General features: G+C 56.2%; 30 protein-coding genes. 16 read left to right on the top strand and 14 right to left on the bottom strand.

Annotated elements, in window-relative coordinates:
• Window position 1: 1 nt before the first annotated feature.
• From HMPREF9098_RS09595 to HMPREF9098_RS09575, 5 genes are all read left to right on the top strand, one after another.
• A complete protein-coding gene (locus HMPREF9098_RS09595; protein WP_003784318.1) occupies window positions 2-1,243 on the top strand; it encodes a multidrug effflux MFS transporter in 1,242 nt (413 codons plus the stop codon).
• Between the two features lie 111 nt (window positions 1,244-1,354).
• Window positions 1,355-2,020, top strand: a complete 666-nt coding sequence (locus tag HMPREF9098_RS09590) for a YiaD family glycine zipper/OmpA-like lipoprotein (RefSeq protein ID WP_003784317.1) — start codon at window positions 1,355-1,357, stop codon at window positions 2,018-2,020.
• 119 nt (window positions 2,021-2,139) lie between these two features.
• On the top strand, window positions 2,140-2,451 hold the full coding sequence (locus tag HMPREF9098_RS09585; RefSeq protein WP_003784316.1) for an ArsR/SmtB family transcription factor: 312 nt from the start codon (window positions 2,140-2,142) through the stop codon (window positions 2,449-2,451).
• A complete protein-coding gene (xth, locus tag HMPREF9098_RS09580) occupies window positions 2,448-3,224 on the top strand; it encodes an exodeoxyribonuclease III (RefSeq protein WP_003784315.1) in 777 nt (258 codons plus the stop codon). The genes HMPREF9098_RS09585 and xth overlap by 4 nt, the downstream gene beginning before the upstream one ends.
• A complete protein-coding gene (locus HMPREF9098_RS09575; RefSeq protein WP_003784314.1) occupies window positions 3,221-4,468 on the top strand; it encodes a chloride channel protein in 1,248 nt (415 codons plus the stop codon). The genes xth and HMPREF9098_RS09575 overlap by 4 nt, the downstream gene beginning before the upstream one ends.
• A gap of 355 nt (window positions 4,469-4,823) precedes the next feature.
• Here the strand turns inward: HMPREF9098_RS09575 and HMPREF9098_RS09570 are convergent, their stop codons facing one another.
• The 7 genes from HMPREF9098_RS09570 to HMPREF9098_RS09540 form a co-directional block, all read right to left on the bottom strand.
• A complete protein-coding gene (locus HMPREF9098_RS09570; protein ID WP_232618017.1) occupies window positions 4,824-5,339 on the bottom strand; it encodes a type IV secretion protein Rhs in 516 nt (171 codons plus the stop codon).
• A 20-nt stretch (window positions 5,340-5,359) separates the two neighbouring features.
• The gene (gene aroG, locus HMPREF9098_RS09565) at window positions 5,360-6,409 is read right to left on the bottom strand and encodes a 3-deoxy-7-phosphoheptulonate synthase AroG (protein WP_003784311.1); all 1,050 of its coding nucleotides are present in this window, start codon (window positions 6,407-6,409) and stop codon (window positions 5,360-5,362) included.
• 233 nt (window positions 6,410-6,642) lie between these two features.
• Window positions 6,643-7,005, bottom strand: a complete 363-nt coding sequence (locus tag HMPREF9098_RS09560; RefSeq protein WP_003784308.1) for a hypothetical protein — start codon at window positions 7,003-7,005, stop codon at window positions 6,643-6,645.
• Between the two features lie 167 nt (window positions 7,006-7,172).
• Entirely contained in the window at window positions 7,173-7,991 is an 819-nt protein-coding gene (locus HMPREF9098_RS09555) for an undecaprenyl-diphosphate phosphatase (protein WP_003784306.1), read from the bottom strand.
• 84 nt (window positions 7,992-8,075) lie between these two features.
• On the bottom strand, window positions 8,076-8,774 hold the full coding sequence (locus HMPREF9098_RS09550; protein ID WP_003784304.1) for a thiol:disulfide interchange protein DsbA/DsbL: 699 nt from the start codon (window positions 8,772-8,774) through the stop codon (window positions 8,076-8,078).
• 21 nt (window positions 8,775-8,795) lie between these two features.
• The gene (locus HMPREF9098_RS09545; protein ID WP_232618015.1) at window positions 8,796-9,737 is read right to left on the bottom strand and encodes an SPOR domain-containing protein; all 942 of its coding nucleotides are present in this window, start codon (window positions 9,735-9,737) and stop codon (window positions 8,796-8,798) included.
• Between the two features lie 92 nt (window positions 9,738-9,829).
• Window positions 9,830-10,624 carry a 3'-5' exonuclease gene (locus HMPREF9098_RS09540; RefSeq protein WP_040564925.1) on the bottom strand — a complete coding sequence of 265 codons (795 nt, stop codon included), beginning with the start codon at window positions 10,622-10,624 and terminating at the stop codon, window positions 9,830-9,832.
• A gap of 158 nt (window positions 10,625-10,782) precedes the next feature.
• Between HMPREF9098_RS09540 and HMPREF9098_RS09535 the strand changes: the two genes are divergently transcribed.
• From HMPREF9098_RS09535 to HMPREF9098_RS09510, 6 genes are all read left to right on the top strand, one after another.
• Window positions 10,783-11,607 carry a DsbC family protein gene (locus tag HMPREF9098_RS09535; protein WP_003784297.1) on the top strand — a complete coding sequence of 275 codons (825 nt, stop codon included), beginning with the start codon at window positions 10,783-10,785 and terminating at the stop codon, window positions 11,605-11,607.
• An 18-nt stretch (window positions 11,608-11,625) separates the two neighbouring features.
• A complete protein-coding gene (locus HMPREF9098_RS09530) occupies window positions 11,626-11,877 on the top strand; it encodes a BolA family protein (protein ID WP_003784296.1) in 252 nt (83 codons plus the stop codon).
• Between the two features lie 140 nt (window positions 11,878-12,017).
• Window positions 12,018-12,926: a tyrosine-type recombinase/integrase gene (locus HMPREF9098_RS09525; protein ID WP_040564924.1), complete on the top strand. Its 909-nt coding sequence runs from the start codon at window positions 12,018-12,020 to the stop codon at window positions 12,924-12,926.
• Window positions 12,923-13,369: a CopD family copper resistance protein gene (locus HMPREF9098_RS09520; RefSeq protein ID WP_003784294.1), complete on the top strand. Its 447-nt coding sequence runs from the start codon at window positions 12,923-12,925 to the stop codon at window positions 13,367-13,369. Before HMPREF9098_RS09525 ends, HMPREF9098_RS09520 begins: the two co-directional genes overlap by 4 nt.
• Window positions 13,370-13,520: 151 nt before the next feature.
• Window positions 13,521-14,198 carry a RadC family protein gene (radC, locus tag HMPREF9098_RS09515; RefSeq protein WP_040564434.1) on the top strand — a complete coding sequence of 226 codons (678 nt, stop codon included), beginning with the start codon at window positions 13,521-13,523 and terminating at the stop codon, window positions 14,196-14,198.
• Window positions 14,199-14,255: 57 nt separating this feature from the next.
• Window positions 14,256-14,597, top strand: coding sequence for a hypothetical protein (locus tag HMPREF9098_RS09510; RefSeq protein ID WP_003784292.1), 342 nt, complete (start codon window positions 14,256-14,258; stop codon window positions 14,595-14,597).
• 140 nt (window positions 14,598-14,737) lie between these two features.
• Here the strand turns inward: HMPREF9098_RS09510 and HMPREF9098_RS09505 are convergent, their stop codons facing one another.
• On the bottom strand, window positions 14,738-16,318 hold the full coding sequence (locus tag HMPREF9098_RS09505) for an inorganic phosphate transporter (RefSeq protein ID WP_003784291.1): 1,581 nt from the start codon (window positions 16,316-16,318) through the stop codon (window positions 14,738-14,740).
• Between the two features lie 137 nt (window positions 16,319-16,455).
• On the opposite strand from HMPREF9098_RS09505, the gene HMPREF9098_RS09500 reads away from it, so the two are divergent.
• Both HMPREF9098_RS09500 and HMPREF9098_RS09495 read left to right on the top strand, forming a co-directional pair.
• On the top strand, window positions 16,456-17,208 hold the full coding sequence (locus HMPREF9098_RS09500; protein ID WP_040564922.1) for a Nif3-like dinuclear metal center hexameric protein: 753 nt from the start codon (window positions 16,456-16,458) through the stop codon (window positions 17,206-17,208).
• A 215-nt stretch (window positions 17,209-17,423) separates the two neighbouring features.
• Window positions 17,424-18,608 carry a polyamine ABC transporter substrate-binding protein gene (locus HMPREF9098_RS09495; RefSeq protein WP_003784285.1) on the top strand — a complete coding sequence of 395 codons (1,185 nt, stop codon included), beginning with the start codon at window positions 17,424-17,426 and terminating at the stop codon, window positions 18,606-18,608.
• 144 nt (window positions 18,609-18,752) lie between these two features.
• Here HMPREF9098_RS09495 and earP read toward each other — a convergent pair whose 3' ends face one another.
• The gene (gene earP / locus HMPREF9098_RS09490) at window positions 18,753-19,925 is read right to left on the bottom strand and encodes an elongation factor P maturation arginine rhamnosyltransferase EarP (protein ID WP_003784281.1); all 1,173 of its coding nucleotides are present in this window, start codon (window positions 19,923-19,925) and stop codon (window positions 18,753-18,755) included.
• An 18-nt stretch (window positions 19,926-19,943) separates the two neighbouring features.
• On the opposite strand from earP, the gene dtd reads away from it, so the two are divergent.
• The gene (dtd, locus tag HMPREF9098_RS09485) at window positions 19,944-20,393 is read left to right on the top strand and encodes a D-aminoacyl-tRNA deacylase (RefSeq protein ID WP_003784279.1); all 450 of its coding nucleotides are present in this window, start codon (window positions 19,944-19,946) and stop codon (window positions 20,391-20,393) included.
• 198 nt (window positions 20,394-20,591) lie between these two features.
• Here the strand turns inward: dtd and ribBA are convergent, their stop codons facing one another.
• Window positions 20,592-21,680: a bifunctional 3,4-dihydroxy-2-butanone-4-phosphate synthase/GTP cyclohydrolase II gene (gene ribBA, locus HMPREF9098_RS09480; RefSeq protein ID WP_003784276.1), complete on the bottom strand. Its 1,089-nt coding sequence runs from the start codon at window positions 21,678-21,680 to the stop codon at window positions 20,592-20,594.
• A gap of 332 nt (window positions 21,681-22,012) precedes the next feature.
• On the opposite strand from ribBA, the gene HMPREF9098_RS09475 reads away from it, so the two are divergent.
• Together HMPREF9098_RS09475 and proC are read left to right on the top strand one after the other, a co-directional pair.
• On the top strand, window positions 22,013-22,324 hold the full coding sequence (locus HMPREF9098_RS09475; RefSeq protein WP_003784273.1) for a PepSY domain-containing protein: 312 nt from the start codon (window positions 22,013-22,015) through the stop codon (window positions 22,322-22,324).
• 177 nt (window positions 22,325-22,501) lie between these two features.
• Window positions 22,502-23,296: a pyrroline-5-carboxylate reductase gene (proC, locus tag HMPREF9098_RS09470; RefSeq protein WP_003784271.1), complete on the top strand. Its 795-nt coding sequence runs from the start codon at window positions 22,502-22,504 to the stop codon at window positions 23,294-23,296.
• 195 nt (window positions 23,297-23,491) lie between these two features.
• On the opposite strand, the gene HMPREF9098_RS09465 is transcribed toward proC, so the two are convergent.
• From HMPREF9098_RS09465 to HMPREF9098_RS09450, 4 genes are all read right to left on the bottom strand, one after another.
• Window positions 23,492-24,223: a lysophospholipid acyltransferase family protein gene (locus HMPREF9098_RS09465; protein WP_003784270.1), complete on the bottom strand. Its 732-nt coding sequence runs from the start codon at window positions 24,221-24,223 to the stop codon at window positions 23,492-23,494.
• Between the two features lie 293 nt (window positions 24,224-24,516).
• A complete protein-coding gene (locus HMPREF9098_RS09460) occupies window positions 24,517-25,110 on the bottom strand; it encodes a hypothetical protein (RefSeq protein ID WP_003784269.1) in 594 nt (197 codons plus the stop codon).
• A gap of 120 nt (window positions 25,111-25,230) precedes the next feature.
• Window positions 25,231-26,007 (bottom strand): type I methionyl aminopeptidase, encoded by a 777-nt coding sequence (gene map, locus HMPREF9098_RS09455; RefSeq protein WP_003784268.1) that lies wholly within the window; start codon window positions 26,005-26,007, stop codon window positions 25,231-25,233.
• A 51-nt stretch (window positions 26,008-26,058) separates the two neighbouring features.
• Window positions 26,059-26,427, bottom strand: a complete 369-nt coding sequence (locus HMPREF9098_RS09450; RefSeq protein WP_003784267.1) for a hypothetical protein — start codon at window positions 26,425-26,427, stop codon at window positions 26,059-26,061.
• Window positions 26,428-26,586: the final 159 nt, after the last annotated feature.

Below are 26,586 nucleotides of genomic sequence, written 5' to 3'. Positions count from 1 at the left end.
TATGAGCCTGCTCTATAAACCCTCCAAACCGCTCTCGCGCGGACAGATGGCCGCCCTGTTGGCCATGCTGATGACCATCATGCCCTTTTCCATCGATGCCTATCTGCCGGCATTGCTGGATATTGCCGCCGGCCTGAACGCCGACATCCACCAAGTGGAAAAAAGCCTGAGCAGCTTTATGCTGGGCGTGGCGGCAGGGCAGTTAATCGGCGGCTCGCTGTCGGACATTAAAGGGCGGCGCAATATCGCCTTGGGCGGCCTGTCGGTGTATGTTCTGGCCAGCGCCGCGCTGGTGTTTGTGCAAACGGCCAACCAACTGCTGGTGTGGCGCATGGTGCAGGCATTGGGCGCGGGCATGAGCGCGGTGGTGGCGGGTGCGGTGGTACGCGACAATTACCAAGGCCGCGAAGCCGCGAAAATGTTCGCCCTCATCGGCATTATCGTGATGACGGCACCGCTTATCGCGCCGCTGTTCGGCTCGCTGCTGCACAGTGTGGCGGGCTGGCGCAGCATTTTCGCCTTCCTGTTTGCCTATGCCGCGCTGGTCGTGTTCCTGCTGTACCGCTTCCTGCCGCAGTTCAAAGCCGCCGAACCCATCACCAAAACGCAGCTGCTGCACATCGGCACGCGTTACCGCAACGTGTTCCGCAACCGCGCCGCCTTGGGCTTTCTGTTTTACCAAGCCGCTTCGTTCTCGTCCATGATTGTGTTTTTGAGCGAATCGCCGTTTGTTTACATGAAACTGTACGGCCTGTCGCAGCACCAATATGCCTTTGCGTTCGCCTGCAACATCATCACCATGATGAGCTTCAACCGGCTCACCGCTTTCGGCCTGAACCGCGGCTGGGAATCGCGCCATTTGCTGCTGACGGGCATATCCGTCCAGTTTTTCGCCAACACTTCGCTTTTGGCAACGGTGTTATGGTTAAAGCAGCCTGCACTTTGGCTGGCGCTGCCCCTGCTGATGTGTTCCGTGGGCGCGCAGGGCTTAATCGCCGCCAATACGCAGGCGCTGTTCATGGGCAATTTCAAACCCGAAATCGGCGGCAGCGCCAATGCCGTGCTGATGGCTTCGCAATCGCTGATTGCCTCCACCGTGGGCTTTGCCGTGACATGGCTGCACAACGGCAGCATGACGGTGATGGCCGCCTGCATGTTTGCCTGCAGCATCATCGGCGGCTCGCTGCTGTGGTATTGTTCGCGCCACCAATTGCGTAAAAAAGCCGCTGCAAACGTAATTTAGCGTTAAACAAATGTGGCAATACTGCAAAATGCGTTATATTTGAAACAATTGATCGCACCGATTTAAAGTGCAGGCTGCTTTCGAATAACGCAACACAATAAAGGAAACCTTATGAAATCTCTGAAAACACTGACTATTGCCGTTACCGCTTCGGCTTTGGCATTAAGCGGTTGCGTGACCAACGCGCAAGGGCAGCAACAACCCAGCAAAACCGCATTGTTCGGCATCGGCGGTGCGATAACCTGCGGCATCGTCGGCGCTCTGACGCACGGCCGCACGGGCGCGCGCAACTCCGCATTGGCATGCGGCGCAGTGGGCGCCGGCGTGGGCGGCTATATGGATTACCAAGAACGCAAACTGCGCGAACAGTTGGCGAACACCGGCGTTGAAGTGGAACGCAAGGGCAACCAAATCAAGCTGACCATGCCGGAAAACATTACTTTCGCCACCAACAGCGCCGCATTGTCCGCACAGGCGCAAAACGCACTGGCCACCGCCGCGGAAACGTTGGCGAAATATAACGAAACCACCATCACCGTGGTCGGCCACACCGACAGCACGGGCAACGATGCCATCAACAATCCGTTGTCGTACAACCGTGCCAACGCGGTTTCTAGCTTCTTGGCGCAACACGGCGTGGCCACACAGCGCATGACCGTGCTGGGTCAAGGCTCGCGTCAGCCGATTGCCGACAACAACACCGAAGCCGGCCGCGCCCAAAACCGCCGCGTGGAAATTCTGATTAACCCGAATCCTTCCGCGTCCGCGCAACAATAAACCCCTTCCCATCCCCCATGTGCAGGCTGCCTCGTGTCATACAGGCAGCCTGCACCCATGTTGGCCAATCAGAAAACATAATCAAAATAAATTGCAGTAAACATTCGACAGTACACATCATGAACACACATTCCCACAGCCCGTCGGCAGCCCCCACCGCGCAACAAGTGACCGACACCTTCAAAATCCTATCGAACCACGAACGCCTGCACATCCTCCTGGTGCTGCTCGAACACGACAGCAGCCTGCAGGAATTGAGCGAAGCCACAGGATTGAACACCGCCAAAACCGCCGCCCATTTGCAAAAAATGCGCCAATTGGGTATCGTGGACTACACGCGGTTTATGCGGATTATGCAATACCGTATCATTTCGCCCATCGTGCGCGATTTACTCAACGCACTGCCCCAATTCCCGAAAGACAGAACATGAAAATTTGCACTTGGAACGTGAATTCGCTCAACGTCCGCCTGCCCCATGTCACCGACTGGCTCGCGCAGCACCAGCCCGATATCCTCGTATTGCAGGAGTTGAAGCTCGAGCACGACAAATTCCCCGTCGCCGCGCTCAACATGATGGGCTGGCAATGCGCGTGGAGCGGCCAGAAAACCTATAACGGCGTCGCCATCATCAGCCGCCACGCAATTAAAGACGTGCACACCGGCCTGCCCGCCCTGCCCGACGACCCGCAACAGCGCGTGATTGCCGCCACGGTGAACGGTGTGCGCGTGGTGAATGTGTATTGCGTGAACGGCGAATCTTTGGACAGCGAAAAATTTGCCTACAAACGCCAATGGTTTGCCGCGCTGACCGATTTCATCCGCCAACAAATGCAGCAATATCCGAAACTGGTTTTGCTGGGCGATTTCAACATTGCCCCCACCGACGACGATGTGTACGACCCCGAAAAATGGCGCGAACACATCCATTGTTCTTCTGAAGAACGCGCGTGGTTCCAAGCACTGCTGGATTTGGGGCTGACCGACTGCCTGCGCCACGTCCACCCCACCGGCGCGCACTATACTTGGTGGGATTACCGCGGCGCGATGTTCCAGCGCAAACTCGGCCTGCGCATTGACCACATTCTGGCCACCGCCGCACTGCGCGATGTGCTGCGCGACGTGCAAATCGACACCGAAGCGCGCGCCAAAGAACGCCCCAGCGACCACGCCCCCGTTTTCGCCCTGTTCGACAGCGCATCATGAACACGCTGCTGCCGCGCCGCGTTTTGGCGGTTTTGCTGCTGGTCGGCATGGTGGCAGGCTGCGTCGGCATCGGGCTGACCCATCTGCTGCACGCCGTTCAGCAACTGGTATTTCAAGGCAGCCTGCACTCGGAACACATCCCGTTCCGGCAACTGGTGCAGGCTGCTTCTCCGCTGCACCGTTTCTGGGCGCTGCTGGCGTGCGGTGCCGTGGTTGGCATTGCCTGGACGTGCCTGCACCGCTACGGCGCGCCGCTGTGCGACATCAAAACCACCGTAAAGCAGCCTGCACGCGCCATGCCGCTGAAAACCACGTTGTGCCACGCGCTGCTGCAAATCATCACGGTCGGCATGGGTTCGCCGCTAGGACGCGAAGTCGCCCCGCGCGAAATCAGCGTTGCACTGACCACGCCTTTAACGCGCCGTTTCGCGCTGACCGAACCGCAAACTTCGCTGGTGCTGGCCTGCGCTTCCGGTGCGGGTTTGGCCGCCGTGTATAACGTCCCTTTCGCCGCCACCGTGTTCGTGCTGGAAACTCTGCTGCTGACATGGAGCCTGCCCGCGATGGCCGCCGCCCTGCTCACCTGCGGCTTAACCGTCTGGGTGGCGCGCCTAGGTTTGGGCGATGTGGTGCAATACAGCCATTTGCCCGTGGATATTCCTTCATCGGCCGGCCCGTCCCTGCTGATATGGTCGGCGGCGGCAGGCGGCCTGCTGGCGGCGGCCGTTTGGGCGTTTGAACAATGCCAGTCGCGGCTGCCGAAATTCAATCCGCGCCGCTGGACGATGCTGCCCGTCGCCCTGCTCTGCTTTGCCGTCATCGGCGCGCTGTCGATACCGTTCCCCGAAATCTTGGGCAACGGCAAGGCGGGCAACGAATTGAGCTTTTCACACCAGCTCACGGTGCAGGCTGCTTTCGGCCTGCTGGCGGCCAAATGGCTGGCCGTGCTGCTGGCCGGCATGGCAGGCGCATACGGCGGCCGCATCACGCCGTCGATGATGCTGGGCGGATTGACGGCGTTTATCGGCGCGTGGTGCTGGAATCTGGTGTTTCCGCCCGTGCCGCTGGGCCTGGCGGCGTTTATCGGTGCGGCGGTCTTTTTGGGCTTGGCGCAAAACATGGCGCTGACTTCGCTGGTGTTCCTGCTGGAACTGTCGCACCAATCCACGGCCGTCTGGCTGCCCATGTGCCTGTGCATGGCGACGGCGCTGACCGTGCGGCAAACGGTGTTTTCACGGCAATGAAAAAGCAGCCTGCACTTCGGATGCGTTGAAGTGCAGGCTGCTTTTTTTGATTTGGCGGGGAATGCGGTGCCGCACCCCATCCTGCGTGGGTACAGCGGCGTAACACCGTGAATATAGTGGATTAAAATAAAAATGAGACAAGACGGCGAGCCGCAAGGCGTACAAATAGTACGTCAAGGCGAGCCAACGCCGTATCCTTGCGATTTTAATTCACTATAATTTGGCGGGAAATGCGGTGCCTCAGCCCCATCCTGCGTGGGTACGGCGGCGCAACGCCGTGAATACCGCAGAAACACGGCAGCCGGGCAACCGAAAAGCAGCCTGCACTCCGAAAACCAAGTGCAGGCTGCTTTTTTCACCTGATCCGCATGCTCTTTGGCAGCAAATCCGCATTATTCGGCTGCTGCAAAAACCGCTGCAACACGGCGGCCAGAGCGGGATTTTTCTGCCCCGTGTGCCACAGCCCGATGAAATAATCCGCCACGATGCACGCCTGCTGCTCCATATTGAACTGCGACAAATCGCGGCAGTGCGGCAGCAAATGTCCGTAGCGGTAGGCCGCGCGTTTGATGTAGCCGCCCTGCAATGCGAGGCAGATGCCGCAGCGCAGCACGGGATAGCCCAAGCGGTGCTGCCAAACGTGCGTGCATTCGTGCAACCACAGACTCTGCCAATGTGCAGGCTGCTTTGAAAAATCGTCGTGATACAAATCGGCCGGCAGATAAATCGAGCCGTTGGGCGACATGGCGACATGGCGCAACTGAAACGGCATGAATTTGCCGCGCACAATCCGCACTGCCGCATAATCCAGCGCATTGGCAAACACCGGACGCAACAAGGCGCATTCCCCTTCCGAAAGGGAACGCGCCAACCGTGCAGGCTGCTTTGCCACTATACGCGGCCGCTTTCGCGCTGTGCCTGCGCCAAAAGTGCCAGCATCGCTTCGGTCTCGTCCCAGCCGATGCACGCATCCGTAATGCTTTGACCGTACACTTCGGGTTTGTCTTGGCGGCCTTCCACCAGATGGCTTTCCACCATCACGCCCATAATGTTCTGCTCGCCGGCACGGATTTGCGCCGCCACGTCCTGCGCCACTTCCATTTGACGGCGGAAATCCTTGCGGCTGTTCGCGTGGCTGCAATCCACCATCAGCTTCGGCGTAACGCCTGCTTTCACCAACTGTTCGGAAGCAGCCTGCACATGTTCCGCGCTGTAATTCGGCTCTTTGCCGCCGCGCAAAATTACATGGCAGTCCGGATTGCCGCGCGTGTGCACAATCGCCGAATGCCCCGCCTTGGTCACCGACAGGAAATGGTGCGGATGCGAAGCCGCGCCAATCGCATCAATGGCGATTTTCAAATTGCCGTCTGTGCCGTTTTTAAAGCCCACCGGGCACGACAGCCCGCTTGACAATTCGCGGTGCACCTGGCTTTCGGTGGTGCGTGCGCCAATCGCGCCCCAAGAAATCAAATCGGCATAATACTGCGGTGTAATCATGTCCAGAAACTCGGTCGAAGCCGGCATGCCCATATTGTTCAGCTGCAACAGCAGTTGGCGCGCCTGACGCAAACCGAAATTGATGTCGAAGCTGCCGTCCAAATGCGGGTCGTTAATCAAGCCTTTCCAGCCCACCGTGGTGCGCGGTTTTTCAAAATACACGCGCATCACAATCAGCAGCTCTTTTTCGTATTGGCGGCGCATCGGCAACAGGCGTTGCGCATATTCCACCGCCGCGGCCGGGTCGTGAATGGAACACGGCCCGACAATCACCAGCAGGCGGTTGTCCTTGCCGTGCACCAAATCGGCAATTTCCTGACGCGTTTGTACCACCAGTTTCTCAGCCTCATCGCTGATGGGCAGTTCGTACAGGTGGGCAATCGGCGGCAGCAGTTCGGTGACCGCGTCAATGCGGACATCATCGGTTTTGTTCAAGCGGTTCATGGAGCGGTTCCTTTTAATCAGTATCGGAGTCAGTAAGGAAAAGGAGTTCAGGATAAAGAGTGCAGGCTGCTTTGACAAGCAAAATCTGCCCTTTTCAGCAATTTAATTTTATTGTTTTAATCAATCAGCGGCATCGTAGCTATTTTATGCCTGAATATTTCAATTTATAAAATAAAATGCCAACAAAAAACCGCCGGTTTCGGAAACGGGCGGTTTACACGGAGAAATGTCAATTAAAATTCCACCAATTTTTCAGCGCTGAACAATGAGCGGCGACAAATCGACAGATTAGCGACTTTGCGGTCAGCAACCAAATACACGAAAATATTTTCTTTATTGGTGCATGGGCAAATCAAGTGGATTTGGTTATGCAGGCTGATTTGGATATCGTGCAGCTCATCGTCCAGTTCCAAATGGGCGACGGTTTTCATTTTCGCACGGATAATGTTCACGCAGCCTGCACTGGCAGCTTCCAAATCGAAGCTGCTGTCGTTTGTGTGCGATGCCATCATCATGCCGCTGCCATAATCCACAACGGCGGCGGCAATGACCCCTTTAATTCTACTCAAACCATTGACAATTTCATCTAACGTCATTTCGTGCTTCCATTTGCATTTTTGTTAAGATGGATTGGGCTAAATATTTGCTTACAAAATCTTGTGTATTGTCTAACAAAATCGGCTTTTTGAAAATAGCTTTAAGGCGAAATCAGCGGGGTTTATGTCATTTTTGTTGTGCTATCACAAATTTTCCCAACCGCCGGCTACCACGCCACCCAACCCAGTTTCCACGTCGCCAAAATCAACAGGCCGAACACGATGCGGTAATAGGCGAACGGCACATAATTGCGCGTGGAAACGAATTTCAGCAGGCTGCGCACGGCAAACAAACCTGAAACGAATGCGGCTACAAAACCGACGGCAATCAGCCCCAAATCGTGCAGCTGAAACAGCGACCAGCTTTTATAAACATCGTACACGGTGGCGGCCACCATCATCGGCACGGCAAGGAAAAAGGAAAATTCGGTGGCGGTTTTGCGCTCGATGCCCCACAGCATGCCGCCCATGATGGTGCTGCCGGAGCGCGATGTGCCCGGAATCAGCGCGAAGCATTGCGCCACGCCCACCATCAGCGCGTCTTTCGGGCGCATATTATCCACGCCCTGAACGCGTGCAGGCTGCTTTTGCATCCGTTTTTCAATCCACAGAATCACAAAACCGCCCACCACCAAGGCAATGGCCACGGTAATCGGGTTGAACAGGTATTCCTTAATCGCTTTGCGGAACACGAAACCCACGGCGGCGGCCGGCACGAACGCCACCGCCAAATTCAGCACGAAACGGTTCACCGCCGCATCACGCCCGAAGCCGGAAACCACGTTTGCAAAGCGCTGCCGGTATTCCACCACCACCGCCAGCACCGCACCCAGCTGGATGGCAATTTCAAACACCTTGCCCTGGCTGGAGAAATTCAGCAAATCGCCCAGCACAATCAAATGCCCCGTGCTGGAAATGGGCAGAAACTCGGTCAAGCCTTCAACAATGCCCAAAATCAGGGCTTTCAGCAATACTGCGATATCCATTATCGATATTCCGTCTATCCGTCAATACAAAGAAAGCAGCCTGCACTTTTTGAATCCGCAAAGTGCAGGCTGCTTTGTTCAAGATTATCGCGTTACCGCAGATTTCAACAAGCTCGCACCCAAACTGCGCGTGGGTTTCGGCGCAGGACGGGGCGCGGGCATACCGCGTTCTTGGCGGACTTTGGCAATCAGCTCGTCCACCGTTTTCATGCCGGCCTCGTAGCCGTTGCCAAAAATCACGCGGTATTTGCCGCCGACAATCAGCGTGGGCGTGCCTTCGATGCCGTGTTTGCGGGTCAATGCGCCCATCTGCTTGGCCTGTGTGGCATTGCTGAACGAATCGAAAGCAGCCTGCACTTTGGCGGCATTAAAACCGGTCTGCTGCGGCAGCCATTGGCGCAACACTTCTTCGTTGCCCAAATTGATGCGCTGCTGAACCAATGCCGCAAAAATGGCCGGATTGGCACGGTATTTCTCACCCGACTGATTGACCGCAACAGCCAATCGCGCCAAAGGATAATCACGGGCTTCATCCCAAATCACATGCTCCGTGCGCAGCACCGTGTCGCGCGGAAACTGTTTCGCATGTCTCAGCAGGACAGGGTCCAAATCGGCACAGTGCGGGCACCAATACGCAAAAAATTCGGTTACTTCGATTTTGTCTTTATGCACCGGCGCCACTTCCACCGAAATGACTTCATAATCCTTGCCTTCGGTGGCCGCAGCGGCAGGCAGGGCGACAAATGCGGCGGTAATCACCGCAAAAAGTGTTTTTTTATTCATTATCAAATCCTTAATATGAAATTATTGGTTGCGGGTAATGGAATCTACGCCTTTGGATTGCAGGCGCTGTTTGATTTGGTTGGCCTGCGTGCTGTTCATTTGGTTGGTCTGCACGCGGTACACGGTTTTGCCGTTCGACTGCACGGTGACCACTTTGGTCTGCACGCCCATCGCCGCCAATTTCGCGCGTTGCTCGTCCGCAGCCTGACGGTTGTTGTACGCACCGGCCTGAACGCTGGCTTTGCCCGACGCGGAAGCATTTTCTGCTGTGGCCGGTCTGCTTTCGGCGGCGGCAGTATTTTTATTGGATGCCGGTGCTGTTTTTGGGGTAGTCGCAGGTTTTTCAGCGGCGGCGGTTTTTTCCGCAGGCGCGGGTTTCGCCGTAGAAACAGGTTTTTCTTCCGCAGCATGTTTGTTGGCGGAAGTGGTGGCTTGCGCTGCTTTTTCACGTGCAGCCGCTGCTTGGCGCGCACGGCGCTCGCGTGCTTCGCGTTGTGCCACTTCGCGCGCTTTTTCCAAGTTGCCGCTGTTTAAAATCTGCTCGGCGGTCGGTTGCACGTCGTCTGCTGCCACATCGGTATTCGTGGTTTTGTTCGCACCCTCGCCGTCCTGCGCTGCCGGTTTAGGTTTGTTTTGCACGGTTTCGGTGCGCGGTTTTACCGGCGGCACCGGCTTGGCAATGCTTTCGGAAGCAGCCTGCACTGTCAATGTGTCGGTTTTAACGGTTTCATTATGCCCCGCAGAAGGCGCTTGGCGGAGTGCAGGCTGCTTTTCGTCGGAAACGGCCGGTTCGATGGCCGGAGCCGGACCTGACGATGCACCGGCATGGGGCGACAGCACTTCCGGCGCGGCAGGTTTGTTGTGTTCGGCCAGCTGCGGCTGTTTGAAATCGCGCGCGCTGTTTTTGTCCAAAGTGAACAGAACGGCGGCAATCGCGCCCAAAGCCACGATGGACCCTGCCATGAAATTGAATAACCCCTTGCCTTGTTGTTTTTTTAAATACATTTCGATGCCTGTTCGTAATTAAAGAGCGGATATTTCGTTATTTTAACAAATTATTCGTCCCAAGATTCTAAAAATTCGTCCCAATGCGGTTTTTCTTCGGCTTGGGCGTATAAATGTTCGCGCAGCAGTTCCAGTTCGTTTTCGTATTCTTCGCGGCTCAAACGGCCGTTCATCAAGCCGAAACGCTGGTAAACCAAATAAGTGTTGGCCACATCGGTTTCGCAATAATCGCGGATGCTTTGGATTTGCCCGTCGCGGTATGCCTGCCAAACCTGGCTGCCGTCCATGCCCAGTTTGCCGGGGAAGCCGCACATTTTCGCCAGTTCGTCCAACGGAGCGTTGGCGCGGCCGGAATACAGCGCCAACAAATCCATCAAATCGCAATGCCGTTGCTGGTAGCGCGCCAGATAATGGTTGAATTTAAAATCTTTGCTGTCGGCAAAATCGCCCTCGCCCATGTTCCAGTAACGGGCAGCCTGCACGCCGTGTATCAGCGCGCGGTAATGCAGCACGGGCAAATCGAAACCGCCGCCGTTCCAGCTCACCAGTTGCGGCGTGTATTTGCCGATAAGGCGGAAAAATTCGCCTACCATTTCCGCTTCGCCGCTGTCGGGTTTGCCCAGCGTGCCGATATGCACTTTGTCGTTCCAGCGCAGGCAGCAGGAAATCGCCACCACCTGCTGCAAATGGTGCGGCATAAAATCGCTGCCGGTTTTGGCGCGCCGCTGCTGTGCGGCAAATTCCACCACTTCGTCGTCGCTCACGCTGTCGGGCAATGAATGGAGCAGGCGGACGGCCCGCACGTCGGGAATGGTTTCAATGTCAAAAACGAGAATCGGCGTCATGGTGCGGCGTGTCAAAAACGAAATATGCAATTTTGGCACGTTGCAGGCTGCTTTAAAAGTATTTTTTGGTAAAAATATGTGATTTGTTTGGCAGGTGTTGCCGTTTTTTTGGTATAGTTGGTCGTTTTTGTTTTATTGACACACACGGAAGTTTAACGATGAAATCTCTTTATTTGGCGGCGGCCGTTACGCTGGCACTGGGCGTTTCCGCCTGCGGACAAGCACCTGCGGCCGGCCAACCGCAAATCCCTGCTGCCGCTGCCGCAGCAACACAAAAGCAGCCTGCACCCGCAGGACAAAAAGTGAGCGATGAAATCACCAAAGCCATCACCACCACGCTGGAACGCAATTACGCCGACCAAAAACTGAAAGTGGAAAGCGTATCCACCACGCCGGTGGCCGGTTTGTACGAAATCGTGGTGAACGGCAAACAGATTGCCTACACCGACGCCACGGGGCAATACATGTTCGTGGGCGACCTGATTCAAACCGACATTGCCAAAAGCCTGACCGAAGAGCGCAAAGCCGTGCTGAACGCGGTGGATTTCAACAAACTGCCGTTCGATTTGGCAATTAAAGAAGTGCGCGGCAACGGCGAATTGAAAATCGCCGTATTCTCCGATGCCGACTGCCCGTTCTGCAAACGCTTGGAGCATGAATTCGCCAAAATGACCAACGTGACCATCTACAATTTCATGATGCCGCTGACTTCGCTGCACCCGGATGCCACACGCAAAACCGTGCAAATCTTGTGTCAGCCAGACCCAACCAAAGCCTGGACGGAATGGATGCGCGAAGGCAAAATGCCGCCTGCCGTGTCCGACTGTGCCAAAGCCGCCACTATGCAGCAAACGCTGGCATTGAGCGAGCAACTGGGCTTCAACGGCACGCCGACTTTGGTCTTCCCGAACGGTACGGTGCAAAGCGGTTATTCGCCCATGCCGGCGCTTGAAGAGCAAATCCGCGCCAACCAAACCAAATAATCGAACAAGGAACACAAAATGCTTCTCCCGGAACAAGTAAAAGAAATGATTGCGCAGGTGCTGCCCTGCGAACATTTGGAAGTGGAAGGCGATGGCCACCATTTCTTCGCGCAAATCGTATCGTCCGCCTTTGAAGGCAAAGCCCGCCTGGCACGGCACCGCTTGGTGAAAGACGGACTCGCCGCGCAGCTGGCCAGCAACGAACTGCACGCATTGTCGATTTCCGTTGCCGCCACGCCCGCCGAATGGGCCGCGAAACAATCCGCATAAACCGAAAAGCAGCCTGCACTTTCATTGTCCGCAAAGTGCAGGCTGCTTTTTTATGGGCAGTTTTTCCATATTCGGCAGGGCGCAACGCCGCAAAAACCGTTAAAATGCCGTTTATGCCAATCCAAAAGCAGCCTGCATCCATGTCTTCGCCGTTTTTCGCCCACCTGCCCGATTATCTGCGCGAGCAAACACAGCTCAACCGCTCCGCCCACACGTTGGCCGCCTATCAGCGCGATTTGTGGCAACTGCAAACCCTGTTGCCCGAAGCCTGCGAAAACCCCACGGCGCAAGATTTTTCCGCCGCCTTAAAAACCCTGTCGCAGCGCGGGTTGAACGCCAGCACCCTGGCCAGGAAACTGACCGTGTGGCGGCAATACGCCAAATTCGTGCAGCAAAAAGAAGCTGCCGACGCATCGCCCGCAGAACGGCTGAAAGCACCGCGCCAAGCCCAACGCCTGCCGCGCGCCATAGAACGCGAAACGCTGCAATACCTGCTCGACCAGGCACCCGAAGCCGGCGATGCGCTGGCCGTGCGCGACCATGCCGTGGCCGAGCTGTTTTACGGCAGCGGCCTGCGCCTGTCGGAACTGTGCGCCCTGAACCTGCACGACATCTGGCTGGACGAAGGCTGGGTCAGCGTGCACGGCAAAGGCGGCAAGCAACGCCACGTCCCGCTCACGCAACACAGCATTGCCGCCCTGCGCGCATGGCTAGCGCGTCGCACCACGGCCGACAGCGAATCCGCCCTGTTCACCGGACGTTACGGCAAACGCCTGACCACGCGCCAAATCGCCAAACGTTTGCAGCATTGGGCCGCCGAACGGGGCAGCCTGCAAACCATCACGCCGCACATGTTGCGCCACAGCTTTGCCGGACATTTGCTGCAAGCCTCGCACGATTTGCGCGCCGTGCAGGATTTGCTGGGACACAGCAGCCTTTCCAGCACGCAGATTTATACCAAACTCGATGCCGACCATCTGGCGCAGGTGTACGACCAAACCCACCCCCGGGCCAGACGGAAACCCGTTGATGACGAAGAACCCTTATGAGCCAACTTTACCCTTGGGCGCACATCGTCCACCTGTATTGCGCCATTGCCTTTGTGGGCGGCGTGATTTTTGAAGCGCTGGTTTTGAGCGCGCTGCATACCAAGCAGATTTCGCGCGAAGCCCGCCGCGAAGCCGAACGTGTGATTTCACGGCGCGCCGTCCGCGTGATGCCGTTTATCGTGCTGGGCGTGTTCGGCTCGGGGCTGGTCATGCTGCACCGTTATATCGATTTGCTGCGCGACCCGTTTGCCAGCGCGTTCAGCATCCAATTAACGCTAAAACTGTGCTTGGCCACCGGCGTACTGGTGCATTTTTTGATTGCGGTATACAAAATCGCCACGCGCACGCTCACCGTGGCGTGGAGCAAATACATTCACGCGGCGGTGCTGGTACAGATGCTGGGCATCGTGCTGCTGGCAAAGACGATGTTCTATATTCACTGAACGCAAAAGCAGCCTGCACCCCGAAAAACCAAGTGCAGGCTGCTTTTTCCATTCCAAATACGGCGGATGAACATCAACATGGCGCAAACACAAGGCGCACCGCCGCCGCATTGCGGTGTTCATCCACCATATTTTCACGACAAGGGTTTCCATGAGCATTAAAGACTGGGCGGAAGGCGAGCGGCCGCGCGAAAAACTGTTGCAGCGCGGCGCAGCGGCGTTGAGCGATGCGGAACTGCTGGCGATTTTGCTGCGCGTGGGCACACAGGGCATGAGCGCGGTGGATTTGGCGCGGTCATTATTGCAGCATTATCAAGGGTTAAGCGGCGTGATGACGGCAAGCGCCGCCGAATTGTCGCAACACAAAGGCATGGGCACGGCGGCGTTCGCACAATTTGCCACGGTGCTGGAAATCGGGCGGCGCGTGCTGGGCGAGCAATTGCAGCAGCAGCCGTTGTTACAAACGCCGCAGGCTGCCTGCGATTATCTGCGGCTGCGTATCGGGCACGAACGCGTGGAAGTGAGCCTGGCGCTGTTTTTGGACGCGCAGCAGCGCTTGATTGCGTGCGAAGAATTGTCGCGCGGCACGGTGGCGGAAAACGCGCTGTATGTCCGCGAAGTGGCGAAACGCGCGCTGCACCATCATGCCGTGTCAGTGCTACTGGCACACAACCATCCTTCGGGCGACGTGCAGCCTTCGGCGGAAGATTGCGCGGCCACGGAGCGGTTGCAGGCTGCTTTGCAACTGCTGGACATCCAACTGCTCGACCATATCATTGTGGCGGCACAGGATACGTTTTCCTTCGCGCAACACGGTTTGCTGCGTTAAACGCATCAAGCCGCATGAGCATGATTTTTAATAGTTTAATACTGAAAAGAGGGTGATATGCTGGCATTTGAAGTAATCGAACAACTGGGCTATCCTGATCTTGCGTTTGAGTTCAACGGCAAGACAAAAGAAGAAGCCGCCGAATTATGCAAAATTCACGGTATTGCCAATGCCCATTATGTGTTGGATCACTGGGACGAATATGAGCATATTCAAAAGCCATCATTAAAAGATGTCTTTGCCATTAGCGGAATGTCTCATTTGTATGACGAGTTTGTCAAAACCGTGAAGACAGTTCACGACGCCATTGCATTTAGCAAGCGTCATAAACTGAAACCACATCAAGACCAAAATATTCGTTTACACTGGGCAAAAGTCAATTCCGAGTCTCGCGAATAACATATGGGGCAGTTTCTCGCGCCCATCTTGAAATCACTTCTGCCATCAATCTGGTGAACTGTTTACCCGTTTCCCACGCAAAAAAGCAGTCTGCACCCCAAAAATCCGAGTGCAGGCTGCTTTTTTATCCGCCGCAATGCTTAAAACACCGCGCGTAAAATCAAGAAATTTACCACGGACAAGAACGCCGCCGCCGGCAGGGTAATCACCCACGCCAAGCCGATGGGCTTCATCATTTTCCAGTTGGCATTGCGGTTCACCAAGCCGATGCCCAGCACCGCGCCCACCAAAATATGCGTGCTGGACACGGGCAGCCCCAGCACCGAAGCCCCCATCACCACGCTGGCCGCCGACAATTCCGCTACAAAGCCGGAGGCCGGATGCAGCGCCGCCAAATCCTTGCCCACCGTCTGAATCACCTCTTTGCCGATAAACCACAAACCCACAATCAGCGCCACGCCGAACGTGAGCATGGCCACCGGCGGCACGGCGGCGTTGGCGTTGATGTCGTTGGTGCGCAACACGTCCATAATCGCGGCAAACGGGCCGATGGCATTGGCAATGTCGTTCGCACCGTGACTGAATGCAAAGCCGGACGCCGTCAGCACCTGCATCCACGAGAAAATCAAAAACGTGGATTTGGCAACATCTTTGCGTTTCAGGTTTTTGGCATACAGGAAGGTGGCCGACCAAATGCCCGCGCCCAGCATCAAAATCACAAAGCTGCGCGTCAGGTTGCTCATGTTCAAATGCAGGTTGTCCAAACCTTTGAACAGCAACATGGTCGCAATCACCATGCCGCCGACCGCCGAAATGGTCGGCACCCAAGTATAAAGCGCACGGAACACCTGAATGCTGCTCTTGCGCCGGTCAATTTCGTATAAACCTTTGTAATAATTCGATTCCAGTTCGGTGTAATCGAAATCGGGCGAGCCGTAAATCTGCGCGTCGCGCGCCATGGCAGAAGTGGCTTGGATTTGCTCGGCTTCGTCCAGCGATTCGAAACGCAGGCGGTGTTGCTCTTTATAGGCTTTCTTCTCCGCCTTCACGGCCTTTATCTGCTCTTCCATGCGCGCGTTGTATTCCAGCACATTGCGCTTAATCAGATAAAACAACGCATACGACACCGCCCCGCCCAACAGCGGCGACAGCACCCACGACACGGCAATCGTGCCGATTTTTTCCCATTTCACCAAACTCCAAGGGCTGCTGCCGCCATCGGCAATGATAAAGCCCAGCGTGAGCGAGCTGCCCACGATACCGCCGATAATCGCGTGCGTGGTGGACACGGGCAGGCCTTTTTTGGTGGCGAACAACAGCCACAATGCCGCCGCCAAAAGCGCCGACATCATGATAAACACCAAATCCAAAGGCTGCAGCGGCATGCTGTCGAGATGGACGATGCCGTTGCGGATGGTGGCGGTCACTTCGCCGCCGGCAATCACCGCGCCGCTGACTTCAAACACCGCCGCGATCAGCAACGCCTGCGGCACGGTCAGCGTGCCGGCACCCACCGAAGTGCCGAACGAATTGGCCACATCGTTGCCGCCGATATTGAACGCCATAAACACGCCGAACAAAGTGGCGAGCAGGAACAAGGCAACATGGTTGTATTGCGTGTAACCCAGCCCCCAAAAAACGAAATAGCCGACCATGCCCAGCAATAGGACGATGAAGGCGGCGTTGATTTTCCGCATGGGCGCGTTTTGGTTGGGGGACATGGCAAATCCTGTCGGTAGTTTGAGATGCGCATAGTATAATCGCCAATTATGACGAGAATATGACAAAATCCAGCGCAATGAAAAAAAGCAGCCTGCACTTTGACGCAGCGCAAACCGATATTCGTGAAAGGAACGCCATGAGCACACGCGCCCAAATTCTGCAATGGTGCGACGAAACCCTGCAAACCGCCCAATTCAAAGACTATGCGCCCAACGGCCTGCAAGTGGAAGGCGCGGACGAAATCCGCACCATCGTAACCGCCGTCACCGCATCGCGCGCGGCGATTAATTTTGCCGCCGCCTGCAACGCGCAAATGCTGCTTGTGCACCACGGCATGTTCTGGAAAAGCGAGCCGCCCGTGATTACCGGCTGGAAGAAACAGCGCATTGCCGCGCTGCTGGCGCACAACATCAATCTGGCGGGCTACCATCTGCCGCTGGACGCGCACCCCGTTCTGGGCAACAACGCGCAACTGGCGCAACGCCTGGGATGGACGCAGACCGCCGCGTTCGGCGAACAAAACCTGCTGAACATCGGCACGCTGCCCGAAGACACGCGCACTCTGGATGCCTTGTGCGCGCGCATCGAACAAACGCTGGGGCGCAAACCCGTGGCCGTGGGCAACCCGAAAAGCAGCCTGCACACCGTCGCATGGTGTACCGGCGGCGCGCAGGGCTATTTCCAGCAAGCGGCGGATGCGGGTGCAGACGTTTACATTACCGGCGAAATTTCCGAAGCCCAATACCACCTTGCCCGCGAAACCGGCACCGCCTTCATCAGCGCCGGCCACCACGCCACCGAACGCTACGGCGTGCAGGCTTTGGGCAACGCGCTGGCCGCCAAATTCGGGCTGGCCGTCCGCTTCTTTGACGAAGACAACCCCGCATAAACCAACCATGCGCGCCGCGCAGGTAAAAATTTCCCCGCCGCGTCAATTTTTACTTGCATTCGCCCGCGTTTTTTCGTTTAATCGCGCTGCCGCCCAAGCGTTTGGATTCAGCTTTCGCAACGAAGGCTAAAAGCGTCCCAAACGGCATCGAGGCAGCCTGCACTTTCATCACCGGCACGCCTGCTTTTCCACTTCACCGACAGGAATCTGAAACAATGAACAAAACATTTTTGGTTTCCGCATTGGCTGCCCTGGTTTTGGGAGCGTGCGGCGGCTCGAACGAACACAACACCGCCCATCAGCATTCCGGCGCTTCCGGCGTGCAGACTGCTTCCGATGCGGACGACAACACATCCGGCAATCAGGAAGCCACCGGCGAACTGAACCTTTATGTTTGGTCGGACTATGTCGCGCCCGCCACCATCGAAGCCTTCGCCAAAGACACCGGTATCGAAATCAACCAAGCCTTCTATGACAGCAACGAAGTGCTGGAAGCCAAAGTGCTGACCGGAAAATCGGGCTTCGACTTGGTCGCACCGTCCATTTCCAACGTCGGCCGCCAAATTAAGGCCGGCGCGTACCGCCCCATCGACAAAAGCCAAATCCCGAACTACAACAACATCGACCCCGAACTGCTGAAGCTGATGAGCCAAGTCGATCCGGGCAACAAATACGCCGTGCCGTATTTCTGGGGCATAAACACGCTGGCCATCAACACCGAACAAGTGGCCAAAGCCTTGGGCGACACGCCGATGCCCGCCAACGAATGGGATTTGGTCTTCAATCCGCAATACACCGCCAAACTGAAAAGCTGCGGCATCAGCTTCTTCGACAGCCCCACCGAGCAATATCCGCTGGTGCTGAAATACATGGGCAAAGACCCGAATAGCGAAAACCCCGCCGATTTGGAAGCGGCCAACGCCCTGCTCAAACAAGTGCGCGGCGACGTGAAACGCTTCAGCTCTTCGGGCTATATCGACGGCTTGGCCAACGGCGATTTGTGTGTGGCCATCGGCTACGGCGGCGATTTGAACATTGCCAAACGCCGTGCGCAGGAAGCGGGCGGCAAGCACAACATTCAGGTACTCGCACCCAAAACCGGCGTGGGCATTTGGATTGACTCGTTCATGATTCCGAAAGACGCGAACAACGTGGCCAATGCGCACAAATACATCAACTACACGCTGGACCCGAAAGTGGCGGCGCAAAACGGCAACTTCGTTACCTACGCCCCTGCCAGCAAACCGGCGCGCGAGCTGATGCAGAAAGAATTCAGCGACAGCCCGTCCATTTTCCCGAGCGATGAAGTGAAAGCGCAAAGTTTCGTGGTGCTGCCGAAATCGCCCGAAATGGTGAAACTGCAAACGCGCCTGTGGCAAAGTTTGAAGGCTGGTCAATAAACCCGCTGCAGTGAAATCCGCACATGAAAAAGCAGCCTGCACTTTCTCCATTGCAAAGTGCAGGCTGCTTTTCGATGCATTATAGATAGTGGATTAAAATAAAAATGAGACAAGGCGGCGAGCCAACGCCGTATCATTGCAATTTTAATCCACTATATAACCCTTTATCGCCGCATACCGCTGCAAACATTCGTGCGCAGGCGATTGCGCAGGCAGCCTGCACAGCCATTGCGCCAACCGTGTGGCGGCATCGCTTTGTGCATACAGATACTGCTGCCATTGCCGCGCGGCGCGTTGCCATTCTTCGCGGCGCAGCAGCAAGGTGCGCCATGCTGCGGCACGTTCGCCGTCCGACAGCGTGTGCGCACCGTTCAGCTCCAGCGACAACGCGGTGTGCGCCCGCACGATATCGTCCGCCGCCTGCACCTGCCGCCAATAGAGTTGCCAAAAAGCGTCCAATTTGTCCAAATGCGCCTGCGCTTCCTGCGAGTAAATGTGCCAGAAAAACGGCCTGCCCGATAATTGCGCGCGCACAAAGCTGTCTTCGCCGCGGATGATTAATACGTCGTGCCGCTGCAACAGCCGGTCAAATTCGCTTTGCGGCACAAAATCCTGACGGCAGACGTGCAGGCTGCTTTTGGCCGCGCCGCCGTGTTCGGTCAAATCATTCGGCAGGCTTTGCCACACGGGATTGCCGGCAACGTGCAACGTGATGGGCTGCGGCGTGTCCTGCCAGGCGGCGCACCATTTCGCCCACACGCCGCCCGCATAACCGAAGGCGAACAGGTGCAGGCTGCTTTCTCCTTCGCCACGGCACGGCACATCGGGCGGCGTATCGGTTTCGCGCAGCAGGCCGCCGCTTTCGGGCACAAAGCCCATTTGCCAGAAATATTTTGGATAGCCGTCCGCTTGCAGGCTGCTCATGGCGTGGGTGCGAACCGCCCAGTCTTCCGCGCTCAAATATTCCCAATTCAACCACACGGCGCGGGTTTGGCGGATGGCGGACAACACGGTGTCGGGCAAATCGCAGGCAAAGGTTTCGATGACGATGTGCGGCGCGGGAATACCCTGCATATCCGCCTGTACGCCTGCCTGCCACGCGCGCAGTTCAATACCGTCATGCCGTGCAGGCAGCTTTTCGGGCGCGTCGGGCACGATGGTGCGCAGCGCCGCCAAATCGTCCAGCCACAGGCACACCTGCCAACCCAGCCGCTGCTGCAACTGGCGCGCCAGCCGCCACGACACGCCGATATCGCCGAAATTGTCGATAACGGTACAAAACAGCCAGCACACGGGAATGGAAGTCGGATTTTTCATAAAACAGAAAGGAAACAGATGATTGCGTTGATTCAAAGGGTGCGGCAGGCCAGCGTTGCCGTGCAGGGGGAAACGGTGGGGCAAATCGGCGGCGGATTGCTGGTGCTGCTGGGCGTAGAGCGCGACGATACGCCCGAAAAGGCGGACAAACTGCTGCGCAAAGTGCTGTCATACCGCGTATTCGCCGACGAGGCGGGCAAAATGAACCTGTCGTTGCAGCAAGTGTGCGCTTCCGACGGCACGGCGGGTTTGCTGGTGGTGTCGCAGTTTACTTTGGCGGCGGACACGCAAAAAGGCCTGCGTCCGAATTTTTCACCGGCCGCACCGCCCGAAACGGCGCGTGAACTGTATGACGATTTCTGCCGCAAAGCCGCGCAATCCGTGCCGACCGAATGCGGCCGCTTCGGCGCGGAAATGCAGGTGTCGCTGGTGAATGACGGGCCGGTAACGTTTTGGTTGCAGGGATAGTGGATTAAAATCGCAATGATACGGCGTTGGCTCGCCTTGACGTACTACCTGTACGCCTTGCGGCTCGCCGCCTTGTCTCATTTTTATTTTAATCCACGATATAACGCATCGGCCAACCATCCCATCGGCACACAATCAAAGTGCAGGCTGCTTTTGCCGTATTAAAAAGCAGCCTGCACTTTTTCCGCCCGGTTTGATTTATTCCGCCTGCTCTTCAAAACCCACGATTTCCAGCCCGAAGCCGGTCAGGCCGTTCATGGCAGAAGGTTTGCCCAGCACGCGCATTTTGCTCACGTTCAGCCCGGCCAGAATCTGCGCGCCGATGCCATACGTTTTCCGGTCCCATTTTTTGACTTGGAAACTGTTCTTCGGCAACGTGCGTTCCAGCAGCGCGCCGCCGTCTTCCGTGCGGTGCAGCAGAATCAGCACGCCCGCTTCAGCCGCCTGAATGCGCTGCAGCGCGGCCGGCAGGTTCCATGTGTGGTTCGGGTCGAACTGGATAAAGTCCATCGCGCTGAACGGTTCGTGCACGCGCACCAGCGTTTCGGCGGCGGTGGCCGGGTTGCCCTTCACCAAAGCCAAATGCGTGTCGCCGTTGAGCTTGTCCACATAAACATGCTGGCGGAACGTGCCCCAAGGCGTGTTCACCACCGTGTCGCCCATTTCTTCCAACAGGCTTTCGGTACGGCTGCGGTATTCGATCAAATCGGCAATCGTTCCGATTTTCAAGCCGTGCGTTTCGGCAAATTCCAACAGTTCGGGCATGCGCGCCATCGTGCCGTCGTCGTTCAGGATTTCGCAGCACACGCCCGCGCCCGTTAGCCCCGCCAAATGCGCCAAATCCACCGTGGCTTCGGTGTGGCCGGCACGCACCAGCACGCCGCCTTTTTGCGCGCGCAAGGGGAAAATATGGCCGGGCTGCACGATATCGCCGGGCTGCACGTTCGGCGACACGGCGGTTTGGATGGTGAGCGCGCGGTCGGCGGCGGAAATGCCGGTGGTGGTGCCGTGCGCCGCTTCAATCGACACGGTGAAATTCGTGCCGTATTGCGTGCCGTTTTGCTGCGTCATCATCGGCAGGCCGAGCTTTTCCACCAATGTGTCTTCCATCGGCAGGCACACCAGGCCGCGCGCGTGTTTAATCATAAAATTGATGGCCTGCGGCGTGACAAATTGCGCGGCCATGATGATGTCGCCTTCGTTTTCGCGGTCTTCGGCATCGGTAATGACGACCATTTTGCCGGCTTTGATGTCGGCAATGATTTCGGGGATGGGGGAAATGTGCATGATAGTGTCCTTTTGTGCGCCGATATTGCATATTAATGAAATTTCCCTGCGGCTACCGCGTTGGCGCACCCTGTGTCGGCTGACGGGTTATTTCATGATCAACAGGGCGATTGTACGACATTTGCCCACGCCCCAAAACCCCAAAAAGCAGCCTGCACCCCCGCATCACCCATCCTGTTGTTTACAATCAAGACATTTATCCTTTACCCGATTTAACGCAAATATCGGCAACGGCTAATTCTGTCCTAATTTTGCCGCCGTATCATGCACCCATCGACACAGCGGATTCACTTCCGCACCATTTTTCCCACCCTTGATAAAGGATAGACACCATGAACAAACTGATTAAATCCACCCTGGTTCTGGCCATGATGGCTGTTGCAACACCCGCGCTGGCCGATAACGACGATTACATTTACGCGCAAAACCGCGGACAATACATTTCCTACGAAGCGGCGGCGCAGAAAGCTGTGGCGCACGTGGGCGGCGGCTTTGCCAAAGATGTGGACTTCGAATACAAATCGTACAACAACCGCGCTTTCTTCGAAGTAGAAGTGATCAACAAAAACGGCCAGGAATACGACGTGATTATCGACGCGAAAACCGGCAACGTGTTGTCCGCCAAACGCGATTACTTCGATTGATTTGCCCGCACATTCACAGCGGCACGATACGACTCATCCGGCGTATCGTGCCGCTGCTGTTTTTTCAGATGGCAAAAGCAGCCTGCACATTCCGCCCGTCCAAATCGCACAGCGAAAATGCTAAAATAAACCGTCTGCGGCTTCGTCCGCGCATTCTGCAAAGAGAAAGGGTTTGAAATGACGATTTATTTTTTGGGCGGCGGCAATATGGCCACGGCGATTGTGGCAGGCCTGTGCCGCGCAGGGCGCAACAGCGAAATCCACGTTGCCGACAACAATCCCGACCAACGGGCGCGCTTGGCGGCGCAATACGGCGTGCAGGTATCGGCAACCCTGCCCGAATTGTGCGCCGATGACGTGCTGGTGCTGGCCGTGAAGCCGCAGGACATGCAGGCTGCCTGCGCCGCCCTCCGCCCCAACGGCGCCTTGGTGCTGTCGATTGCGGCCGGCTTGGGCGTGGACACTTTGTCGCGCTATTTGGGCGGCACGCACCGCATCGTCCGTGTGATGCCGAATACGCCTGCCAAAGTCGGCCTTGGCGTGGCCGGACTGTTTGCCGCGCCGGGTGCAAGCGCTGCCGACCGCCAAACCGCGCAAGCCATTTTCTCTGCGTCCGGGCAGACCGTGTGGCTGGACGATGAAGCGCAAATGCACGCCATCACGGGCATTTCCGGCAGCGGCCCGGCCTATGTGTTTTACCTGATGAACGCCTTGCGGCAGGCAGCCTGCGAATTGGGTTTCGATGCTGATACCGCGCGTACTTTGAGTTTGCAGACGTTCAAAGGCGCGGTGGCGCTGGCGGAACAATCGGGCGAAGATTTTGACGTGTTGCAGGCACAAGTAACCAGCAAAGGCGGCACCACGTTTGCCGCGCTGGAATCGTTCCGTGCGCACGGGGTGGCGGAGCATATCCGTGAAGGTGCGCACGCGGCGGCGGCACGGTCGCAGGAATTGGCGCAGTCGTTGGATTAAACGGCATTTGATGACCATATATAGTGGATTAAAATAAAAATGAGACAAGGCGGCGAGCCGCAAGGCGTACAAATAGTACGTCAAGGCGAGCCAACGACGTATCATTGCCATTTTAATCCACTATAAATCAAAGTGCAGGCTGCTTTTGGCGAATATCCATTCATCCAAAAGCAGCCTGCACTTTTTGCCGCAGCCTTATTTCCGTTTTGCCGCGCACGGGCCCACGCCCGAAATCTCGTCCTGCCGCGCCTCAATCCACGTCTCGCACGCCGCCATCAATTCCGCCTCGTTGCCCGACGTATGCGCAATCGGCGCGCCAATCACCACGTCAATCGTACCGGGATATTTCAAAAACGAATTGCGCGGCCAAAACTCCCCGCTGTTGAGCGCCACGGGCACGATGTCCATTTCAAACAATTTCGCCATGCGTGCGCCGCCCAGTTTGTAGCGGCCGCGCTCGCCCGCCTTCATGCGCGTGCCTTCGGGGAAAATCACAATCCAAAACCCTTGGTTTTTGCGCACCATGCCCTGCTCCATCAACAGCCGCGTGGCATGCGCGCCGGCCTTGCGGTCGATGCCGATGGTGCCGCCCAGCTTCAACGCCCAGCCGAAAAACGGAATGCGGAACAGCTCTTTTTTGGCAACATACGTCTGCCACGGAAAAATCTGCTGCAACGCCAGCGTTTCCCAGCCGCTTTGGTGTTTGCAGCAGATAATGCACGGATTCTTCGGGATATTTTCCGCACCGCGCACGGTGTAGCGCAGCCCGACCACATGTTCCAGCGTCCACAGCAGCAGCGCCGTCCACGCCTTGCCGACACGGTTCACGCCCTTGGGAAACGGCGCGGCAATCACGGCGCATACAAACATCAGCGGCATGGTGGACACCAGCACGAACCAGTAAATCAGGTTTTTTATGTAAATCATAGCGTTCTATTTTATAGTGGCTTAAAATAAAAATGAGACAAGGCGGCGAGCCGCAAGGCGTACAAATAGTACGTCAAGGTGAGCCAACGACGTATCATTGCAATTTTAATCCACGATATTGATGAAATCGGTCGGCAGAGCGTGCATTGTAACCCAAATCGCAGGCTGGCATTGGTGTGAAATCTGCGATTTTGGCTACCGATGCGCGTGCCTTGGTGTCGTTTGGGCGGAATGGCGATTTTGTCGGTAACGAAGGTGCGGGAGCAATCCGAAGTGCAGGCTGCCTGCAAAGATTACCTGCGCGACCACAAAGAATATGTCATTTCCAAACACATAAAGGCGGCAAAGGTATCTTCAACCAGTTTTTCACCATAATCCGGCCACAAGTTCTGCAGTTGGTGTGGTATTTCGCCGGACAAACGATACGTATCGCAAGCCAAAATCACGATGCCGCAACCAAGAAACAGCAGCGTGAACCATTGACTCCTATCGCCGCCCACCTTGGGCGACTTCACATGCGCATTTTCCGGCCACATCCTGATTTTCCAAGCCAGAAACATATACACCGCCGATACTATCCCTAGCAGCAATATCCACAGCCCACCACCATCATATATGGCGGCAAAGACTGTCATCAGTGCGGCATTGCTCAGGCCGGATGCATAAAGCCCCCTGCTAGCGGACCTATCTTTAAACAGGTGGCTTTTTTGCGGCTTTTGATTGCCGGAAAAATCTTCATTCCGCCACGGCAGCTCCCAAATCAACCACAAGATGAAAAACAAAGGCGGCACACTCCGCCCACTTGCCCATAATGCCGCATAACCCATCAGCACAGCGACTGCATGGAGATAAAAAAACTTCCTGATGCGTTCGGGAGAATATTTCATGATGACCTTTCACAGACAAACGCTCTATACGGATTGGAATGTGCAGGCTGCTTTTGCATTGTCCAAATCCCCAAAAGCAGCCTGCACTTGATTTCTCTGCCGCCAGACACAATCCGTCCGTTACGGCCGCCCTGTTTTCGGGCTGACGGTCAGAATCTCGCAGCCCGTTTCCGTTACCAGCACCTCGTGTTCCCACTGCGCGGAAAGTTTGCGGTCTTTGGTGACCACCGTCCAGCCGTCGTCCAAAATCCGCAGGTGGCGTTTGCCTTGGTTAATCATCGGCTCGATGGTGAAAATCATGCCGGGCTGCAACACGGGGCCTGTACCTTTGCGGCCGTAGTGCAGCACCTGCGGGGCTTCGTGAAAGCCACGTCCGATGCCGTGCCCGCAGAATTCCTGCACCACGGAATAGCCCGCGTTTTCCGCCACCTGCTGGCAGGCATAGCCCACATCGCCCAGCGTTGCGCCTGCTTTCACGGCGGCAATGCCCGCCATCATGGATTCGTGGGTAACGTCAATCAGGCGTTGCGCCTGCGGGCTGATTTGCCCCACGGCGAACATGCGGCTGGAATCGCCGTGAAAGCCGTCTTTCTTGATGGTCAGGTCGATGTTGATGATGTCGCCTTCTTTCAGCGGCTTATCGTCGGGAATACCGTGGCAGATGACGTGGTTCACGGAAGTGCAGCAGGATTTGGGATACGGCGGATTGCCGTAATTCAGCGGCGCGGGATAGCCGCCCTGCACGTTCACGTGGTAGTCGTACACGAGTTTGTCGATTTCGTTGGTGGTGATGCCGGGTTTGACGAAATCGCCGATGTAATCCAACGCTTCGGCCACCAGGCGGCCGAGTTCGCGCATTTTTTCGATTTCGGCGGCGGTTTTGATAATTACGGGCATAAAATATCCTTTAAATGTGGGTATTGCGGGGTTTCAGGCTGCCTGAAAATTCTAGGCGACAGATTTGGATTTGCGCAGCAGCGCCAGCACCAATAAAACAATCGAAGCCAGCGAAACAACGGCACAGATGATCGGAAAGACCAAACCATCGATACCGTATGCGGCAAACATACAAGCAACTTCAACCGCCAGCAGGACGACCCCTGCGCGGCACAGCTTGTCTTGCCGAAAACGCATCGACAGCGGCGGCTGGCAAATCGTGATCAGGGCAATAACGCACCAAACACATATCGCCTGATTCTCCCACCCGATGAAGTTGTTCATCCAAGCCAGGAAAAGATTCACCAAAATTTCCAGCAGCAGGCCGAAAGAGACAATGCCCCAGAAAAACAGCCAGCCGGTTTTCTCATGATGATTCATACTTTTTTCCTTATGTGTATTACCGCCCAACTCCGTTTTCAGACGGCCTGAAAAACTATTTGGGGCTGTACTAGACAACTAGAATAAATTCTACTTTACTAGTTGTTTTAAAATAGAGATTTGAACTTTTATTTCACTGTTGTTAAAACGCCATTCGCG

Source organism: Kingella denitrificans ATCC 33394, assembly GCF_000190695.1.
GTDB classification, from domain to species: domain Bacteria; phylum Pseudomonadota; class Gammaproteobacteria; order Burkholderiales; family Neisseriaceae; genus Kingella_A; species Kingella_A denitrificans.
Note: the sequence above shows the minus strand (reverse complement) of the source record. Positions and strands in the feature narration are given on the sequence as shown.